Here is an 18,474-nt window from a genome sequence, read left to right on the forward strand (position 1 = left end):
GGCCTCAGCCTCGGGTGAGCTTCTTGTAGGTGGCGCGGTGCGGCCGGGTGGCGTCCGGGCCGAGGCGCTCGATCTTGTTCTTCTCGTAGGACTCGAAGTTGCCCTCGAACCAGAACCACTTGGACTCGCCCTCGTACGCCAGGATGTGCGTGGCGACGCGGTCCAGGAACCAGCGGTCGTGGGAGACGACCACGGCCGCACCGGGGAACTCCAGCAGCGCGTTCTCGAGCGAGCCCAGGGTCTCGACGTCGAGGTCGTTGGTGGGCTCGTCGAGGAGCAGCAGGTTGCCGCCCTGCTTCAGGGTGAGCGCCAGGTTCAGGCGGTTGCGCTCACCGCCGGAGAGCACGCCGGCGGCCTTCTGCTGGTCCGGGCCCTTGAAGCCGAAGGCGCTGACGTAGGCGCGGGACGGCATCTCGACCTGGCCGACGTTGATGTAGTCCAGCTCGTCCGACACGACCGCCCAGAGGGACTTCTTGGGGTCGATGTTGGCTCGGCCCTGGTCCACGTACGAGATCTTGACGGTCTCGCCGACCTTGATCTCGCCGGAGTCCGGCGTCTCCAGGCCCTGGATCATCTTGAACAGCGTGGTCTTGCCCGCGCCGTTCGGGCCGATGATGCCGACGATGCCGTTGCGCGGCAGCGTGAAGGACAGGTCGTCGATGAGGACCTTGTCGCCGAACGCCTTCGAGAGGTTGTTGACCTCGACGACGATGGAGCCCAGGCGGGGGCCCGGCGGGATCTGGATCTCCTCGAAGTCCAGCTTCCGCATCTTGTCGGCCTCGGCCGCCATCTCCTCGTAACGGGCGAGGCGGGCCTTGGACTTGGCCTGACGGCCCTTGGCGTTGGAGCGGACCCACTCCAGCTCTTCCTTGAGGCGCTTGGCGCGCTTCTCGTCCTTCTTGCCCTCGACCTTGAGGCGCTCGGCCTTCTTCTCCAGGTAGGTGGAGTAGTTGCCCTCGTAGGGGTGGGCGCGGCCGCGGTCGAGCTCGAGGATCCACTCGGCGACGTTGTCCAGGAAGTACCGGTCGTGGGTCACGGCCACGACGGCACCCTTGTACTGGGCGAGGTGCTGCTCCAGCCAGTTCACCGACTCGGCGTCGAGGTGGTTGGTGGGCTCGTCGAGGAGCAGCAGGTCGGGGGCCTCCAGCAGCAGCTTGCAGAGGGCCACGCGGCGCTTCTCACCACCGGAGAGGTTGGTGACGGGCCAGTCGCCGGGCGGGCAGCCCAGCGCGTCCATGGCCTGCTCCAGCTGGGCGTCGAGGTCCCACGCGTTGGCGTGGTCCAGGTCGTCCTGGAGCTTGCCCATCTCCTCCATCAGCTCGTCGGTGTAGTTCGTCGCCATTTCCTCGGCGATCGCGTTGAACCGGTTGAGCTTGCCCTTGATCTCGGCGACGCCGTTCTCGACGTTCTCCAGGACGGTCTTGGTCTCGTCGAGCTTGGGCTCCTGCATGAGGATGCCGACGGAGTAGCCGGGCGACAGGAAGGCGTCACCGTTGGACGGCTGCTCGATACCGGCCATGATCTTCAGAACGGTGGACTTGCCAGCACCGTTGGGGCCGACCACACCGATCTTCGCGCCGGGCAGGAAGTTCAGGAAGACGTCATCCAGAATCACCTTGTCGCCGTGCGCTTTGCGCGTCTTGCGCATGGTGTAGATGTACTCAGCCAAGAGAAACCGTCCGGCAGATCGATGGGTGGGCAGATACATCCCATCTTGCCAGGCGTCCATACCTGCGGGCGAATGGGTAGGTCAGACCCCCTGAGCTGGGGCGCGGCCCGCGGCGCGTCGCACGCTCCGGCCATCGCCGGCCACCGCCGCCGTCATCGGCAGCCGCCCGACGCCCTGCGACGGCCCGCCGGGCGGATGATGTCCGGCGCCGCAGCGGCGGTCCGGGGCGGCGCGAGGGCGGCCGCGGCTCCCACGCAGCCGCTCCTCGCTCGCTCGCCCAGGCCTGGGGGACGGGGACCCGCCAGGTCGGTGGCGGAGTCCGGGAGGACCGCCGGCCACCGCACCGACGCAACAGCGGGATGCGCCGAGGTGGATGGCCCCGTCCACCTGCAGGCCCCTGGGGAACCGCACGCATCAGGAGCGCCGCCGGGCCGGCTCGGCGACCCGCTGCTCGCGTGTCCCTCGCGCTCCAGCCGCTGCCGCCGCCGGCCGCACTGTGCGGCGAACGCTCGATCGGCCCCTGAACAGGCCCGGTTTCCCCGCGCCGGCCCAGAGGCGGCCCGGGCGCCATGAAGGGCCCGGCCTTGCCGTTCCGCGGCAGGCGGGGCGGCGCGGCGTTCCGCGCCGGATGCCAGGACGGCGCGGGGTCCTCGGTGACGTGCGGCGTTGCCTGCGGGGCCTGGGGGCACGGGCCGCGCGCGAGTCCCGGGCCGGGACGACCGGGTTTCGGTGTGCGACGGAGCATGCAGGGGGCGCCGCCCGTGGCGGCGCCCCCTGCGTGGGTCGTGCGCGGCCGGGTCAGGCCTGGGAGCCCCTGCGGCGCGTGCGCGCGGCGAGCACCAGGCCGCCGCCGGCGAGGAGCGCGGCTCCGGCGCCGCCCGCTGCCAGCGCGGTGTCGGAACCCGCGCCGGTGGCGGCCAGCGCGCTGCCGCCACCGTTCACGGTCGGGGAACCGTTGCCGGTGGTGACGGTCGTGCCCGTCGTGCCCGTCGTGCCGGTGGCGCCGGTGGTGCCGGTACCGGTGGCGACGGCGGGCTGCACGGCGGTACCCGTACCCGCGCCGGCGCCGGTCTTTCCGGCCTCCTCGGCGGTCTTGTCCTTGGCGCGGGCCGCGTGCTGGCCCGACATGAGGAAGTCGACGCGGTCCTGCGGGGTGCCCTTGAGTGCGGCCTTGCCCGCGGCCTTCACCTCGGCGGCGCCGTCATTGATGATCTTGGAGATGTGGAGGTAGTTGTCCTCGTCCCGCAGCTCGTGCTGGGTCACCTCGATGAAGCGGCGCAGCTCGGACGGGGTCGGAGAGCCGTTCAGCAGCTTCTCGATCTCCTCGGTCAGGATCGGGCCCGCGCCCTGGCTCATGCGGGCGAGCGTCACGCGGTCGTCGGAGGCCTGGGCCTTGTACTGGCCGGTCTTCAGGAACGCGACGCGGTCCTCGGGGGTACCGTCCATCGCGGCGTTGACGGCCTCCTTCAGTGCGCGGCCGGCCGTCCCCTTGCCGAGGACCTGGAGGATGCGGACCCGGTTGTCGGTGTCACGCAGCTTGTGCTGGGTCACCTCCAGGAAGTGCCTCCGTTCGGCCGGGGAGGCGTCGCGGCGCAGCAGGGCCTCGGCCGCCTCACCGACGCCCCACTCCTTCTCGCCTTCGGCGATACGTGCCAGCGCCACCAGGTCGTCCTCGATGCGGACCCGGTGCTGGCCGGTCTCGATGAAGGCGCGCATCGCGGCGGGGCCGGCATCGATGGCCGCGCTGCCGCGCGCACGCATCTCGGAGCCGTGCGGGGTCGCCGCCATGATGCGCAGGATCTCCTCGAGGTCCCGCTGGGCCTCGGGGCCACGCTCGGGGACCTTCTCGCCGGCCTTGTCCGGGGACTTCTCCGCGGCATTCCCCCCGGCCTGCACGGCCGGAGCCGGGTTGCCGGCGGGCGCCTCGGCCGGGCCCTGGTCAGGAGCCGTGGGCGACGAGGACTGGGCGGGCGCCGAGGCGTGGTCGTCGGCGAGGGCCGGCGACGCGAGCAGAACGGCCGGAGCAATGGCGGCGGCGGTGACCGCCGCGGCGATCCGGGACAACTTCACAGACAGCACCCCTGTTTTTATTTTTCACAAGATCTCATGATCTTGCAGAGGGTCACTGTAAAGGCTTCGGGCGATCAAATCGAACGAGTTCAAATGGAATGATCAGGTCCGGGGGCGGTAGACCGTCAGGGCCTCCGGGAGCTCGTCCAGCACCAGGGCTGAGGGGGCCTTCGCGTACTCACCGTCGTAGGCGAACGGGGTGCCCGCCGGGATGTCCCCGATCCGCAGGCTCCGCAGCCGGGTGGCCACGTGGACCGGAGACCGGCTCAGCGGACCCGCGAAGGCGGCGGCGAGCAGGCGGGGCCCCGGACGGCCGCCGCCGAGGACGAGCCGGACGTCCAGCACGCCCTCGCCGAGGTCGTCCCGGCCGCGCGGGATGGGGCCGGTGCCCTGGTACGTGCCGTTGCCCACGAAGAGCAGCCATGCGCTCAGGGGCCGCCCGGCCACCCTCAGCCGCACGGGCCGCTCGGCCCGCAGCACCTTCCAGGCCGCCAGCAGCGCGGCGGAGGCGCCGCCGATGCGCGGGCCCCAGCGCAGCCGGTGGCGCAGCAGCTCCGGGTACGCGCCGATGCTGAAGTTGTTCAGGAAGTAGCCGCAGCCGTCGCCCTCCGGCCCGGGGCTGAAGCGGCCCACCCCGACGTGGACCGCGTGGCCCGCCTCCAGGGCGCGGCAGGTGTCCTCGACTCCGGCGAGGCCGAGGTCCAGCGCGAAGTGGTTGAGGGTGCCGCCGGGGAACACCGCGAGCGGTACGCCGGCCCGCAGCGCGGCGGTGGCGGCCGCGTTGACCGTGCCGTCGCCGCCGCAGACCCCGAGCACGGTGGCCCGGGCGGCGGCCGCCGCCAGCTCGCCGGAGAGGTCCCCGTCCTCCCATGCGATCACCTCGGCCTTGGGCAGCCGGGTGCGCAGGGCGCCGAGCACGGCGTCGGCGCTCCCCGACCAGGTGTTGACCACGACCGTGAGCCCCTCGCCGCCGGGAAGGGCGGGCGCCCCGACGGCAGCCCGTTCGTCGCCCGGCACGACCCGGGCCTCCTGTACGTCGCGCGCCAGCCGGCGGACGACGAAGCCTGCGGCCACGCCCAGGGCCGCGCCCGCGAGCACGTCGGAGGGGTAGTGCACCCCCGTGTACACGCGGGAGAAGGCCACGGACGCGGCGACCGGGGCCAGCGCGGCGCCCCAGCCGGGGGACTCCAGGGTCAGCCCGGCGGTGAAGGCGAACGCCGAGGCCGAGTGGCCCGACGGGAAGGAGGTGGTCTGCGGCTGGGTCGTCAGCTGCCGGACCGCGGGCACGCCGTCCAGCAGCGGACGCGGCCGGCGTACGGACCACTTGCCGACGGTGTTGATGGTCGCGGAGGCCAGCGCCAGCGAGGCGACCCCGCGCACGGCGGCCTTGCGGGCCCGGGCCGATCCGAAGAGGGCAAGTCCGGCGGCGGCCCCGCCCCAGAGCAGGCCGTGGTTCGCGGCCCGCCCGAGCCTCGGCAGCACCCGGTCGGCTCCCGGCCAGTGGCGCCGGGCCACCATGTCGAACAACCCCCGGTCCCACCGGGCCACCGCGCCTTGCCATGTCAGTTCCTGATCAGCCATCTCAGGCCCCTACCCCGCGCCACGGATCCGAAATCAGTGGTACCCCCGGGCGGGGGCCCTCGTACCGGCCCCGGCACGATCCCAGGGAGACCGGCTAAGCCTGTTCCTCGCCGTCCAGCGGCCGCTTGCGCAGCAGCAGGACCACCAGGCCGCCCAGGACGACCAGGCCCACCGCCAGCGAGGCGATGACGGGGGTGGCCGCCGAACTGCCGCTGGATGCCAGCCGTTCGTCCTGCGGGGAGTCCTCCGAGACCGGGCTCGAGGGGGAGCCCAGCGAGACCACCCCGGTGCCGGTGGTCGTGGCCGTGGCCGGGCTCGCGCCCTCCGCGGTGCCGGCCTCGGCGACCGGCGCCCCGGGCCAGAACGCGGTGGCCGTGGCCGTGGCCGCGGATTCGCTGGAGCCGGCCACGATCTGCGCCTGGGTCGGCACTCCGCTGGTGAAGACCCGTCCGACGGGCACCTTGGTCGCGCCGTGGACGGTGACCGAGGCGATCCCGTCGGGGGTGCCCGCGGGCACCTCGAAGTACAGCCTGCTTCCGTTCGTGGCCGTGGTCAGCGGCCGCCCCTCGGCGTCCACCACCCGTACTCCCATGGCCACGGCCCCGGCGTCCGGGACCACCGCCACGCTCTGCGCTCCGGTGCGTACGGTCACCGGACCGAGCCGGGTGCCCACGGGTCCCGTCACGTCCTCCGGGTCCAGGCCCAGCGAGGCGGGCGGCTCCGGGAGCTTCCCCGCAGTGTGCTGGAGGTAGTCGGCCAGTTTCTCCGCCGCCGGATCGGCGGCTTCCACCCGCACCCCGTCGGCGAGCCGCCAGATGGCCACCTGGGTGCCGGCGGCCGCGCTCTCCGCGGTGAGCGCCCCCGCCCCGGCCGCCTTGGCGAGGCCGGCCAGGTCGTTCAGCTGCGGGTAGGAGTGTTCGAGGATCCAGCGGATCCGGCCCGCCTCCCCGTTCCCGGCGAGCGGACTGCCGCTCCAGCCGCTCTCGGTGTACCGGGCCTGGGGGTGCGCCTGGCCGGCCACGCCCACCCCGTACGTCTGGAGCATGCCGCCGCCGTCGACCCGCATCTCGTAGAGCCCTGCCGGAATGTGCCGGACGGAGCCGTCGCCGGAGTGCAGGACCGCCTGTCCGTACGTCTTCAGCCCGTCCAGCACGGCGCTCGCGCCCTCCGGTGCCCGGGACTCGGCGGGACCGGAGTCGGCGGACGCCCGGGCGCCGGGCGCGGCGGTGAGGGCCGCGGCCAGCAGGGCGATCGCCAGCGGCCGCCGCGCGGAGGCCCGGCCGGCGGCGCCCCTGAGGGCCGGGCCGGAAGCCGGGCCGGGAACCGTGCCCGGCGCGGGTCCGGACACCGGTCGGGACGCGGAACCGGGCGCGGGTCCGGCAGCGGAGCCACCGGCAGGACGAGGAGCGGAGGGAGGAGCGGAGAGAGGAGCGGAACGAGGAGCGGAGGATGCGGGAACGGCAATCGACACAGTCTTCCCCTTCGGGCCAAAGACCCAGGTGCCCGTGAGTACCGGGGAATCCTAACCGCCTCGAACACTCAGCCCACCGCCGCCTTCTGAGTGGTCATCAGCGGCGCGTCCACCTTGACGACCCGGCGGAAGGCAGCCGTCCCGCGGCTGAGGTCGTGCCCGACGGCCGTGGCGTCGATCTCCGCCGACACCCACCGGGTGCCCTCCCCGTCGGGCGGGTCCTCCCGCACCCGCAGCCTTCCGTGCACCACGAGCGGTTCGCCGACCGCCACGGATCCCGCCAGGTTCACGGCGAGCGACCGCCGCGCCCACACGGTGTAGAAGCTGGTGGCCCCGTCGGTCCAGGCCTCCTTGCGCCGGTCGAAGTACCTCGGCGTCACCGCGAAACGGAACCTCGCCGACGGTCCGTTCACCGTCTCCTTGTAGTCGACCTGCGTCGCCACATGGCCCACCAGCGTGACCTGGGTGTCGTTCATCCCGGCCGCCCTCCCCCGTGATGCGTACCCGTACGGACCATCCGCACGAGGTACGCCCATGCTGGCCGCCGGCCGCCGGATCCCGCTCCGGCCTGTGGACTACTGGCGGGTTGTGGACAACCTGCTCCCCCCTCCGGCGACCGCCGCATACTGCTCGCGCACCTCCCGGTAGCGCAGCAGCTCCGCCGCGACCGGCTCCAGGACCCTGGCCCGCCCGCATCCGGCCGCCGCCTGCCGCAGCCGCCGCTCCGCGTCCTGCCCGTACCGCCGGGCCGGACCGCGGGCCGCGATCGAGCAGGCCCATTCCACCAGCGGCCCGCCGATGATCCCGGCCACCATCAGCAGGACCGGCGGCATCAGCTTCGGCTCCAGGACCCCGACGATCTGCCCGACCAGCCACAGCCCGCCGTAGATCTGCAACAGCGTCATGGCCGCCTGCCCGAGGACCGCCACGGGCCACCACGTGGGCCTCGGAGGCCTGACGGCCGGCACCGCGACCGCCGCACCGAGCGTGACGGCCAGCTCGTCCAGCGCCTCGGGGAGCCGTTCGGCGCCGCGCACCGCGGTCTCCCGTACGGCCTGCGCCCAGGGCTCGGGCAGACCGGTGACGGCCTCGTCGGCGACCACCCGTACGGCCTGTTCCACCCGCTGACGCGCGGTCACCTCCTCCTCGACCGGAACCTGCTCGGTCACGGAGGTCCTGCCGCCGATCGCCGCCAGGGCGGCCAGGCCCGCCAGGGTGCGCGGGGCGCGCCGGCCCTCGTACCAGCGCCACAGCCGCAGCCACGGGGTCCCGCAGGCCTTCCCGGCATTGCGCCGCCAGGCCCGCTCGGCGGCGAGCCCGGCCGCGTACGCGCCGACGGCCTCCGCGAGCCGGTCCTCGAACTCGGCGCGCGCCGCCTCCCCGATCTCCGGGCCGGAGTGCCCCTCGGCCACGTACAGCGGGCGCAGGCGCAGCGCGGCGCGATCCACGTCGGCCGAGATCCGCCGGGTCGCGGCGCCCTTCTCCTGGGTGAACTGTGCGAGCAGCTCGCGCAGTTCCCCGACGCCTTCGCCGGTGAGGGCGGACAGTCCGAGGACGGTGGCGCCGGGTTCGCCGTGCTCGCCGAGCGCGATGCCGTCCTCGTCGAGGAGCCGGCGCAGGTCGTCCAGGACGAGGTCGGCGGACTCGCCGGGCAGCCGGTCCACCTGGTTGAGGACGACGAAGGTGACTTCCGCGTGTCCGGCCAGGGGCCGCAGGTAGCGCTCGTGCAGCACCGCGTCCGCGTACTTCTCCGGGTCGACCACCCACACCACCGCGTCGACCAGCGCCAGCACCCGGTCCACGTGGTCGCGGTGCGCGCCGACGGCCGAGTCCAGGTCCGGGAGGTCCACGAGGACCATGCCGCGCAGCGCCTCCGCCTCCGAGGTCTCGCGGGGCCTGCGGCGCAGCCGGCCCGGGATCTCCAGTCGGTCCAGGAGTCCGGCCGCACCGTCCGACCAGCTGCACGCGATGGGTGCGGCCGTCGTGGGGCGGCGCAGACCGGTCTCGGAGATCTGCACCCCGGCGAGTGAATTGAAGAGCGTGGACTTGCCGCTTCCGGTGGCTCCGGCGATCGCGACGACGGTGTGCTGCGGTGACAGTCCGCGCCGGGCCGCGGCCTCGTCGAGCACGCGGCCCGCTTCGGCGAGGGTCTTGCCGTCGAGCCTGGTCCGGGACAGTCCCACCAGCTGCCGCAGCGCGTCGAGGCGGGTGCGCAGGGCCCGGCCCTCGGGGCTGAGCGGGGGCGCGGGGACCTTGCCCCCGTCGTTCCCGGCGCCGGACACCGTGCCCGAGACGGCCCGGACGAGCGCGTCGTCGCCCTCGTCTGCTCTGTGTCCGCCGTCGTCGCCGTCGTCCAGGTCCTGTCCGGCGGCCTTGTGGCGCGAGCGCGCGATGAGTCCGTCGTCCCATCGGTCGTCGGTGCGGTCGGTCAGGGCGGTCACCGCGTCACCTCTCCTTCTGCAGTACGGACAGCGCGGCGATCAGTTCGGCCTGTGGTTCGGGGGTCACTTCGAGCGCCTCCAACGGCGCGAGCCGGCGGTCGCGTTCGGCGCGCAGCACCTGGTCGAGGTGGTCGCCGACCAGCTCGGCGCCCCGGTCGCGCAGGCGCAGGGCCGCCTGGGCGCCGATGCGTTCGGCGAGCTTCTCGCCCGCGGGCCGGGCCCGCTTGCCGCCGAGGAGCGCGGCCACGAGCAGGGCGGCGACCGCGTCCGGGTTTGGCGGGGGCTGCTTGTCGAGCCGGGCGACCTCTTCCTCGGCGAGTTCCTCCAGTACGCGCCGCCAGCGCCGTACGGCCATGCCGATGCGTTCGCCCGCCTCCCGGTCGGGGGCCGGCACGGGCACCGCGCCGGCGGCGGGCTCGAGCCGCCAGGCGGCGGCGATCCGCTCGTCGGCGGCGGCGACGGCGCACTGGAGCAGGGCGGCGAGGGACTCCGCGAGCGAGTCCAGCAGTTCGTCGGCGCTCGTGTCGAGGGGGTAGCCGCGCCACCGGGTCAGGGCGTCCCCGGCCAGGACGGCGCCCCGGTCGAGCCGGTTGCGCACCCGCTTGCCCTCCCGCTTGTACGCGTCCTCCACGGACGAGGTCAGCCGTACGGCAGCGGCGTACTGGGCGGCGACGGCGGAGGCGAGCTCGGGCATCCGGCGGCCGAGGGAGTCCAGCGCGCCGAGCGCGGTCCGCCCGACGGCGTACTGGCGGGCGGCCGGGTCCTGGGCGTGGTGGGCGAGCCAGGCGTACAGGGGTGCGACGGCGCTGGCCGGCAGGAGTCCGCCGCCGCCGGCCGACTCCGGGAGTTCGGGGACGGTGAAGCGCGGCACCTCGCCCAGTCCGGCGCGGGTGAGCAGGGCCCCGTACTGCCGGGAGACCTCGGCGAGCACCTGGTGCGGGACCCGGTCGAGGACGGTGACGAGGGTGGCCTTGTACTGCTTGGCGGTGCGCAGCAGGTGCCAGGGGACGGCGTCGGCGTACCGCGAGGCGGTGGTGACCATGACCCAGACGTCCGCGGCGCAGATGAGTTCGGCGGCGAGGGTGCGGTTCTCGACCACGAGGGAGTCGATGTCGGGGGCGTCGAGGATGGCGAGGCCGCGGGGCAGGGTGGAGACGGTCTCGATGCGCATCTCGCGGGTCGCGTGCCCGCCGGTCGCGGGGCCGCGGTCGCCGTGCCGGCGCCTGGCCGCCGGGACGGGCTCCTCCTCCCCGTGCGGCACCCAGACGCGCATCAGGTCGGGGAGCACCCGCATGCCGGCGAACCAGTGATGATCATCCGGATGGCAGACGAGCACCGGGGTGCGCGTGGTCGGGCGGAGCACTCCGGCTTCGCTGACCTGCCGCCCGACGAGGGAGTTGACGAGGGTGGACTTGCCGGCCCCGGTGGACCCGCCCACGACCGCGAGCAGGGGCGCCTCGGGCGCCTTCAGGCGGGGTACGAGGTAGTCGTCGAGCTGCGCGAGCAGCTCTGCTCTGGTCTGGCGGGCGCGGGGGGCGCCGGGCAGAGGCAGCGGCAGACGCACGGACGCGACCCGGTCGCGCAGGGCGGACAGGGCATCGAGCAGCTGGGGCCGTACATCCAAGGTCACCACATGCGAAGAATGCCCAATTTAGGACCATTTTTGAAGCTTATAAGTCCTCTGCGCGCCGATGGCGACTCCAGAGAGACATTCCAGACACGGCGGACGAGTGGGGCGCAGGCATAACGAGTGCACAACACCGGGGGCGCCACGGCGCAAAAGCGGTGCGCGAATCGCACCCGCCTGCGATTATCGGGACCGCTTCACCGAACCTCCACATCGTGGCCCGCGAGTGAAGCAACCGGGACAAGGCAACCGGAGCCCTATCCTTGACCCGGCACGGACCCCAGTCCCACCCCCACCACGGGGCTCCAGGCCACCACGGCCACCTTCCGGCCCCCGTAGCTCAGTGGATAGAGCAGGTGCCTTCTAAGCACTTGGCCGCAGGTTCGAGTCCTGCCGGGGGCACTCTTTCCCCATCACCCCGAGCCCTCCCCCGCGGAGGGCTTTCCTGCAGGTCAGAGCAGCTTGTCGGAGGGCCGTAGCGCCGCGGCAGGGGCCGGACCGCCGCGCGGGAAGGCCCGTTGACGGTCCGGCTGCCCGAGGCGGATTCCCTCGAACGACGGACGCGGCGGGGGCGTGGCCTCCCCCGGCAGCGCCTCCGGCACGCGCGGGCGGCGCATGCCGGACCCGTGTCGGTCCCGTGGCGGTCCCGTGTCCGCCCCGTGTCGGTCCCGGGAGCCGTCCGGTGCCATTCCGGAGCAGTTCCGGAGCAGTTCCGGCCGCGGTTCGGGAGCCGTTCCGGCAGCGGTTCGGGAGCAGTTGCGGAGTCGGGGAGGCGGCCGGATCCCGCCCCTGGTGCCGTGTCGATCCACCCGCTGTGCCCGGATGCCGGCGGACTGCCCCGCAGGCCCGTACCGGACTCACTGCCCGCGCACCTCCTGCGTGCGGGGGTCGGCGGTGGTGGGGGCGGCGGCGGAGGCAGGGGCGGCCTGCTGGGGGACGCCGAAGACCCTGATGGCCTGGTAGTAGGTCCACGCGGTGCCTTCGCAGGAGGTGCGGCGGGCGCCCGCGTACCGGGCGCAGACACTCTTCAGGTCGGCGTGGAAGGCCTGGTCCAGGCGGGACTTGGCGGCGGGGAACGAACCGGCCGCCTGGTGGTTGCGGTAGCCGAAGTCGTGGCGTGCGCAGGCCAGGGCGAAGGGGAAGCCGAGGGGGTTGTCCGGGGAGGCGGTGCAGTAGTCGGTCGACCAGTCGAAGGCGTACGCGGCCCAGAGGTCCCGTTCCCCGCGCGCCCGGGCCCAGGCCTGGTAACTGGCGTCACCGGTCTGCGTGAAACGGCTCAGCACCTGCGGCTTGTCCGCCGGGACCGGCGCCGGGACGGCCGCCGACGCGGTGCCCGCCGACGCGAGGAGGAAGGCACCGGCTGCCGCCGATGCCAGAACGGGTGCGGTACGGCGGCGCATGGCATTCCTCGGGGCGGGGCGGGCGGGAGGCTCGGTCGCTCCGGCCAACGCGCCCGGGGGGCACCGGGTTACTGGCCTGCCCGGGGGATCCGCCGCGCAGTGGCCCTCCCCCTGCCCTCCCTCCTGAGAGGGACGGCCGGGACTCAGGTATGAGTGCGTGTGCGACTTGCGGCCAGCATCCGGTTCGTCCTGTCGGGGGACGCGGCGGCGCGGCCCCGCCGCCGAGACTGGAGGGCATGAACCGCCGACCGCTCGTCATCGTCTCCGCCACCCTGGGCGCCCTCGCCTGCGCCGCGTTCGCCCTCCCCAACCTCCCGCCCAACCCCGTGTCCGAGACGATCGACGAGCAGGTGTTCCAGGAGAAGGGCAGGCGTTTCGCGAGCGCCGCCGACGCCCCCACCCGGGGGAGGAACCCCTTCGCGCTGCCGTCCTGGATACCCAGGGACGCCACCGACGTCCGCATACGGGTGCACTCCGAGGGCGAGGCCCGCCTGATCCGGTTCACCCTCGGGGCGACCCCGCTCGACGGCCCCCGGTGCACGGCGGCCGCCCCGAAGCCGATGCACGGCCCGAAGCCTGCGGCCAGGTGGTGGCCCGGCGACACCGGCGGCGAGGAGCGGGCCGAATGCCGGGGCGTGCACCAGTACCAGGTCGTGGTGCGCGGCAAGCACGTGTACGCCTGGACGGACGGCACCCGTTCGCCGGAGGCACCCCGTACGCCCGCAACGCAGGCCGGCGGCCGCGCCGCGGTGACGGCCGGCTACTGAGGGCGCGGTGACGGCCGGGTCCGGTGCGGGCGGCCTCGTCAGCCGACGGGGTCCAGCTGCTCCGCGATCCCGCGCACCAGCGCCTCGTGCTGCTCCACGAGGTAGAAGTGGCCGCCGGGCAGCACCCGCAGCTCGAATCCGCGGGGCGCGACATCGCGCCAGGCCTCCATCTCCGCCACCGAGGTGGACGGGTCCGCGTCGCCGATCCAGGCGTGGACGGGGCAGCCGAGCGGGACGGCGCTGCGCGGGCCGTAGGTGCCCACGATGGTGAAGTCCCCCCGGACCGCCGGCAGCACGATCTCCCGGAGGTCCGGATCGTCCAGGAGGGCGCTGTCGGTCCCGCCGAGCCTGCGCAGTTCGGCGATCAGGGCCTCGTCGCCCTGCAGGTGGAGGGGGCGCGGGGCCAGCCGGTGCGGGGGCTTGCGGCTGGACACGTGGACGGCGGCGGGCCGTACGGCGTGCCGGGCCTCCAGACGCAGCGCCACCTCGTAGGCCAGCGAGGCTCCCATGCTGTGCCCGAAGAGGGTCAGGGGTACGTCCGCGAAGGGCAGCAGCGCCGCGGTGACCTCGTCGGCGAGCACCTCCATGCGGTCGATGCACGGTTCGGCGAGCCGCTCCTGCCGCCCCGGGTACGTGGCCACCAGGACCTCCGTACCGGCGTCGAAGGCGCGGCCCCAGGCGTGGAAGAAGCTCCCGGCACCGCCTGCGTGCGGCAGCACCACCAGCCGGCGCCGGGGCGCGGCCGGCGCGGGGTACCTGCGGAACCACCTGTTGCTGTCCCTGCCTGTCGTCATGCTCGTGCGCACCTCGTCGTCGGGTCGGTCGGCTGTCCGTGTCCCCCGCAGTCTGCTCCAGGGACCGGCCGGGCGTCGCCCCGCACCCTCCTGCGCCCGGCAGGCCGCTCGTCTAGGCTCATCAGGTGATCGAATACGTGAACCGGCTCGACGACGACGCACCGCGGACCGGAGCCGTCCCCAGGGGTGCGGAAGCGGCGGTGTGGTCCCTGGACATCACGCAGGACGTGGTCGGCGGGCACCCCCTCGGCGGGGCGACGGCGATGCTGGACGCGGCCGAACGCGACCGGGCGGGGCGGCTGTTGCGGGAGGGGGACCGGCGCCGCTACCTCGCCTCGCACGTGGGACTGAGGGTGCTGCTCGGCGGCTACCTGGGCCTGGCCCCGGAGAAGGTCGCCCTCGTCCGGGAGGACTGCCCGTGCTGCGGCGGACCGCACGGCCGTCCCGCCGTGGCCGGCGGTGTGATCCACTTCTCCCTCTCGCACAGCGGGGACCTGGCCTTCTTCGCCTTCGCCGGGGCGCCGGTCGGCATCGACGTGGAAGGGCTCCCGAGCGCCTCCGCCGTGGCCGACATCCTGAACACCCTCCACCCGGCGGAGACCGCCGAGCTGACCGACCTGCCGGAGCCCGACCGCCGGACGGCGCTGGCCCGGGTGTGGTCCCGCAAGGAGGCGTACCTGAAGGCCACGGGCACCGGGCTGGCGCTCGGCGTGGCCGAGCCGTACGTCGGCTCCGCCGCCACCCCGGCCCGCGTCCCGGGCTGGACCCTGGCGGACCTCCCGGCCCCGGCCGGCTATGCGGCGGCCCTCGCCCTGCGCGCGTAGCCGTATCGGCCCGGCGGCGGCAGCGGTGCTCCGCGGCGTCGCGGAGCCGAGGTCCCGTACCGCCCGTCCGGACGGAGCCGAGCCCGTTCATCCCGGCGCGGGCCGGCGCGTCCCGAGCAGGGGACCGCGTCCGGGCCCGTCCCCGTCCGCCTCGTACGCCTCGTCCTCGTACGCCCCGTAAGCCTCGTACGCCTCGTCCCCGTACACCTAGGCCCCCGTACGCCTCGTTGTGCCCCTCGGCGGGCACCGTGCCCGTCGCGAGGCTGCCTGCCGTCAGCGCCTCGCAGGCGAGCGGGAGGGTCCGCCGGACCGGCTCGGGCGCCGTCCGCCATGCCGTACCGAAATCCGGTGCCCCCTGGTCCGTGCCGCCGATATCGTGGCCGCCATGGACATCCGCCGGGCCGGTACCGTCGCCGAACTCGAAGCCGCCGAAGGCCTCTTCGACGGCCCCGCCCGGGCGGAGTGGTGCGAGCGCTTCCTGGCCGCGCCGGGGCACCTGATGCTCCTCGCCTACGTGGACGGCCGTCCCGTCGGCATGGTCTCGGGCGTCGAGATGACCCACCCCGACAAGGGCACCGAGATGTGCCTGTACGAGCTCTCCGTGGACGAGGGGCACCGGCGCCTCGGCATCGGCCGCGCCCTGACGCTGGCGCTCGCCCAGGAGGCGAGGACGCGCGGCTGCTACGGCATGTGGGTGGGCGTGGACACCGACAACGAGGCCGCCCTGGCCACCTACGCCTCGGCCGGCGCCCGCGACGAGGGCGTCTTCTCGATGCGCGGCTGGCCCGTCACGCCCTGAGGGCCGGAGCCGTCCGCCGTAGCCCCTGCGGCGGCGTGTCGTGCGCCCACACGGCGCACCCTCCGCGCGCCTGCGGCACCACTCGCCGAGCATCGGCCGCATGACCGCATTGACCGCGCTCCTCCCGGCCGCCGCCCTGCTGGTGGCGGCCACCGCCGTGGCGCCCACCACCGCCGCCGAGAGCGCCGCCGAGAGCCCCACCGCCCCCTACGTCGTGATCCTCGCGGACGGCACCCCCCGCGCCCCCACCCGCGCGCTCGGCGCCGAGGCCGCGGAGGCGGGGGACGAGGTCGGCCCCGTCTACGACACCGTCGTGCACGGCTTCGCCGTCCGCACCACCGCCACCCGCGCCGCGGCCCTCGCCGCCGACCCGCGGGTGGCCTCGGTGGAGCCGGACGCCGAGTTCCGCACCACCGGTACCCAGCCGCAGGCGCCCTGGCCGCTGGACCGCATCGACCAGCGCGGGCTCCCGCTCGACGGCTCGTACACGTACCCCGGCAGGGCCGAGGGCGTCACGGTCTACGTCGTGGACACCGGGATCAACATCCGCCACCAGGAGTTCGGGGGCCGCGCCCGCACCGGCTACAACGGGGTGTTCCTCTCGGGTTCCGGGGACTGCAACGGCCACGGCACGCATGTGGCGGCGACCGCGGGCGGGGAGACGTACGGGGTCGCGAAGGGCGTCTCGCTCGTCTCCGTGAAGGTGGCCGACTGCCGTGGCGCCGCGCGGCTGTCGGCGATGGTCGGCGGGCTCGAATGGCTGGTCAAGGACGCCGCCAGGGCCCCGGCCACCCCGGCGGTGGCCAACATGAGCCTGGGCGGCAGCCGCAGCTTCGCCCTGGAGGCGGCGGTGAAGCGGGCCGTCGCCGCCGGGATCACCGTCACCGTGGCCGCCGGGAACGACGGCAAGGACGCCTGCGGGGGTTCGCCGGCTGCGGTCCCCGAGGCCCTGACGGTCGGCGCGACCGATGCCGAGGACCGGCGGGCGCGGTTCTCCAACCACGGCCGCTGCGTGGACCTCTCGGCGCCGGGCGTGGCCGTCACCTCGGCCTGGAAGGGCTCCGCCACCGCCACGGCCCGGTCCTCCGGCACGTCCATGGCCGCCCCGCACGTGGCCGGAGCCGCCGCGCTGGTCCTGGCGGCGGGCCCTGCGGTACGGACCCCCGCGCAGGTGGCCGAGGCGCTGCTGCGCGGCGCCGTGCCGGACGCGATCACCGCCCTCCCGGCCGGCACGCCGAACCTGCTGCTGCACACGCCCGCCGAGCGGTGACCGGAGGCCGGGCCGGAGCGCTCCCCGTCCCCGGCCCCACGGCCCCACGCCACCCGCCACCCGCCGCCCGTCCCCCGCACTGCTGCCGCCGCCCCGGCCCGGGCCCTCCCGCCGCCCGTCGTCCCTCCCTTCCCAGGGATAGCTCCGTCGCACGGACCCGACCTGATGGGACATCAATGTGTGTGCGCTTCGGGCGAAAACAATCCATTGACTTCTCATCACCGCGACGCGTCAATATCGGCCACCGCACCGGCTCGGCCTCCCCCACACAGCGGGTGGGGGGAGGGTTCGTCATGACGAAGGAGTCGCGACCCTGTGAGTACGAGAATGCTCAGACGAAGAGTGCTGGCCGGGGCCGGGGCCCTCTCCCTGGCCCTGACGGGCGGTGTGGTGGGTCTGTCGGGGACCGCGCAGGCGGCGACCAAGACCACCCCCGTCTTCGAGAACTGCGACGCCCCGGCGCCGCAGCCGGACGGTTCGGGCAACCAGAACTTCACGGTCACCCTGCCCGACGGGGCCAAGGCCGGTGACGTCGTCCCGATCACGATCGACGCGGGCCCGAGCCCGCTGATCCCCAGCTTCTCCGTCACCACGGTGAACACCACCAAGGTCACCCTCAAGGTCGGGACGACCACCCAGGTGGTCACCAGCCCGCCCGAGACGGTCACCGTCGTCGCCGGGCAGCCCCTCGACCCGGCCTCGTTCTCGGGCACCATCACGATCCCGGACGGCACCGAGGGCACCGCCGTGCCGGTCGCCCTCGACCAGGCGGTGACGGACGCGGACCTATCCGGTTCGGTGTTCACCACCACCTGCATCCCCGCCCCCCGCCCGAGCGCCGCCCTCGGCTCGGTCGCCGTGGAGGCGCTGCCCAAGGACCCGGTCACCACCAAGCTGACGCCCAACAGCGGCAAGGCGGGCACCGAGGTCACCGTCACCGGCGCCAACTTCCCGGCCGGTCCCGTCACCTGCTCGGCCCTGCTCGCGGGCGCGCCGACCGGCGACGAGGGGAACGGCACGGCCACCGCGGCGGGGGCCGCGACCTGTGCGCTGACGGTCACCGAGAAGGCCGACCAGATCAGGATCGACGGGGCGATCACCCCCTACAAGGACTTCGTCTTCCTGGAGGACCAGCCGGGCGTGAAGAACCCGGTCGACGTCGAGGTGCTGCCCGGTCCGCTGGCCATCGGCCCGCAGAACGGCAACCCGGCCGTCAGCTTCGGCAAGGTGACCATCAACGGCAAGCCGCAGTCGGTCGTCGGGCAGTTCACCGCGATGTCCGTCCAGGACTTCCGCGGCGGCACGCTCGGCTGGGACGTCACGGCCACGCGTACGCCGTTCCTGAACGGGACGACCGGCCACACCATGGCCACGGCCCAGATCGGCATCCAGCCGTCCTGCACCGTGACCAACGCGGACAGCCCGAGCACCTGCACCACCGGTACGCCGGGGGCCATCACGGCCACCCCGATGAAGGTCGCCTCCCAGGCTCCGGGCGGGGAGGAACTGACCGGTGGTGAGTTCGCCGTCGGCGGCGCCGGGGTGATCCAGCTCCCGCCGTTCATGTTCGCCGACACGTACCAGTCGGTGGTCACCTTCTCCCTCGCCTGACCCGTACGGCCCCGCTCCCCAGGGTGGGGGGGGGGGGGCGGGGCCGCCCCCCCCCCCCCCCCGGCGCCCCCCCCGCCCCCCCCCCCGGGCCCCCCGCCCCCCCCCCCCCCCCCCCCCCACCCAAAGAGGAGGGGGCCGGCCACCAAGCCG

At 74.3% G+C, this 18,474-nt stretch carries 14 protein-coding genes and 1 tRNA gene; 6 read left to right on the plus strand and 9 right to left on the minus strand.

The features are described from left to right. Nucleotides 1-4: 4 nt before the first annotated feature. From ettA to ACFWUZ_RS32320, 7 genes are all read right to left on the minus strand, one after another. A complete protein-coding gene (ettA, locus tag ACFWUZ_RS32290; protein WP_384380990.1) occupies nt 5-1,669 on the minus strand; it encodes an energy-dependent translational throttle protein EttA in 1,665 nt (554 codons plus the stop codon). A 798-nt stretch (nt 1,670-2,467) separates the two neighbouring features. After that, on the minus strand, nt 2,468-3,739 hold the full coding sequence (locus ACFWUZ_RS32295; protein WP_384380993.1) for a hypothetical protein: 1,272 nt from the start codon (nt 3,737-3,739) through the stop codon (nt 2,468-2,470). A 102-nt stretch (nt 3,740-3,841) separates the two neighbouring features. Next, on the minus strand, nt 3,842-5,320 hold the full coding sequence (locus ACFWUZ_RS32300; protein WP_384380996.1) for a bifunctional phosphatase PAP2/diacylglycerol kinase family protein: 1,479 nt from the start codon (nt 5,318-5,320) through the stop codon (nt 3,842-3,844). A 94-nt stretch (nt 5,321-5,414) separates the two neighbouring features. Next, on the minus strand, nt 5,415-6,668 hold the full coding sequence (locus tag ACFWUZ_RS32305; RefSeq protein ID WP_384380999.1) for a thioester domain-containing protein: 1,254 nt from the start codon (nt 6,666-6,668) through the stop codon (nt 5,415-5,417). 191 nt (nt 6,669-6,859) lie between these two features. Then, nucleotides 6,860-7,267, minus strand: coding sequence for a single-stranded DNA-binding protein (locus tag ACFWUZ_RS32310; RefSeq protein WP_384381002.1), 408 nt, complete (start codon nt 7,265-7,267; stop codon nt 6,860-6,862). 99 nt (nt 7,268-7,366) lie between these two features. Further along, nucleotides 7,367-9,232, minus strand: coding sequence for a GTPase (locus ACFWUZ_RS32315; protein ID WP_384381005.1), 1,866 nt, complete (start codon nt 9,230-9,232; stop codon nt 7,367-7,369). A gap of 4 nt (nt 9,233-9,236) precedes the next feature. Next, nucleotides 9,237-10,856 carry a dynamin family protein gene (locus ACFWUZ_RS32320; RefSeq protein ID WP_384381031.1) on the minus strand — a complete coding sequence of 540 codons (1,620 nt, stop codon included), beginning with the start codon at nt 10,854-10,856 and terminating at the stop codon, nt 9,237-9,239. A gap of 332 nt (nt 10,857-11,188) precedes the next feature. Here ACFWUZ_RS32320 and ACFWUZ_RS32325 point away from each other — a divergent pair. After that, nucleotides 11,189-11,261: transfer RNA gene (locus ACFWUZ_RS32325), tRNA-Arg, on the plus strand. A gap of 455 nt (nt 11,262-11,716) precedes the next feature. Here the strand turns inward: ACFWUZ_RS32325 and ACFWUZ_RS32330 are convergent. Next, on the minus strand, nt 11,717-12,259 hold the full coding sequence (locus tag ACFWUZ_RS32330) for a phospholipase (protein WP_384381008.1): 543 nt from the start codon (nt 12,257-12,259) through the stop codon (nt 11,717-11,719). Nucleotides 12,260-12,495: 236 nt separating this feature from the next. On the opposite strand from ACFWUZ_RS32330, the gene ACFWUZ_RS32335 reads away from it, so the two are divergent. After that, nucleotides 12,496-13,026 (plus strand): hypothetical protein, encoded by a 531-nt coding sequence (locus ACFWUZ_RS32335; RefSeq protein WP_384381011.1) that lies wholly within the window; start codon nt 12,496-12,498, stop codon nt 13,024-13,026. A gap of 38 nt (nt 13,027-13,064) precedes the next feature. On the opposite strand, the gene ACFWUZ_RS32340 is transcribed toward ACFWUZ_RS32335, so the two are convergent. Then, nucleotides 13,065-13,820 (minus strand): thioesterase II family protein, encoded by a 756-nt coding sequence (locus ACFWUZ_RS32340; RefSeq protein ID WP_384381014.1) that lies wholly within the window; start codon nt 13,818-13,820, stop codon nt 13,065-13,067. Nucleotides 13,821-13,945: 125 nt separating this feature from the next. Here ACFWUZ_RS32340 and ACFWUZ_RS32345 point away from each other — a divergent pair, with 125 nt between their 5' ends. From ACFWUZ_RS32345 to ACFWUZ_RS32360, 4 genes are all read left to right on the plus strand, one after another. After that, complete coding sequence (locus ACFWUZ_RS32345; RefSeq protein WP_384381017.1) at nt 13,946-14,644, plus strand: 4'-phosphopantetheinyl transferase family protein; 699 nt, start codon at nt 13,946-13,948, stop codon at nt 14,642-14,644. Nucleotides 14,645-14,999: 355 nt separating this feature from the next. After that, nucleotides 15,000-15,443, plus strand: coding sequence for a GNAT family N-acetyltransferase (locus ACFWUZ_RS32350; RefSeq protein WP_384381034.1), 444 nt, complete (start codon nt 15,000-15,002; stop codon nt 15,441-15,443). A 100-nt stretch (nt 15,444-15,543) separates the two neighbouring features. Next, nucleotides 15,544-16,713, plus strand: coding sequence for a S8 family peptidase (locus tag ACFWUZ_RS32355; protein ID WP_384381020.1), 1,170 nt, complete (start codon nt 15,544-15,546; stop codon nt 16,711-16,713). Between the two features lie 315 nt (nt 16,714-17,028). Further along, nucleotides 17,029-18,324 carry a hypothetical protein gene (locus ACFWUZ_RS32360; protein ID WP_384381023.1) on the plus strand — a complete coding sequence of 432 codons (1,296 nt, stop codon included), beginning with the start codon at nt 17,029-17,031 and terminating at the stop codon, nt 18,322-18,324. The last annotated feature ends 150 nt before the right edge of the window (nt 18,325-18,474 follow it).

The organism is Streptomyces sp. NPDC058646 (assembly GCF_042716875.1).
Classification (GTDB): domain Bacteria; phylum Actinomycetota; class Actinomycetes; order Streptomycetales; family Streptomycetaceae; genus Streptomyces.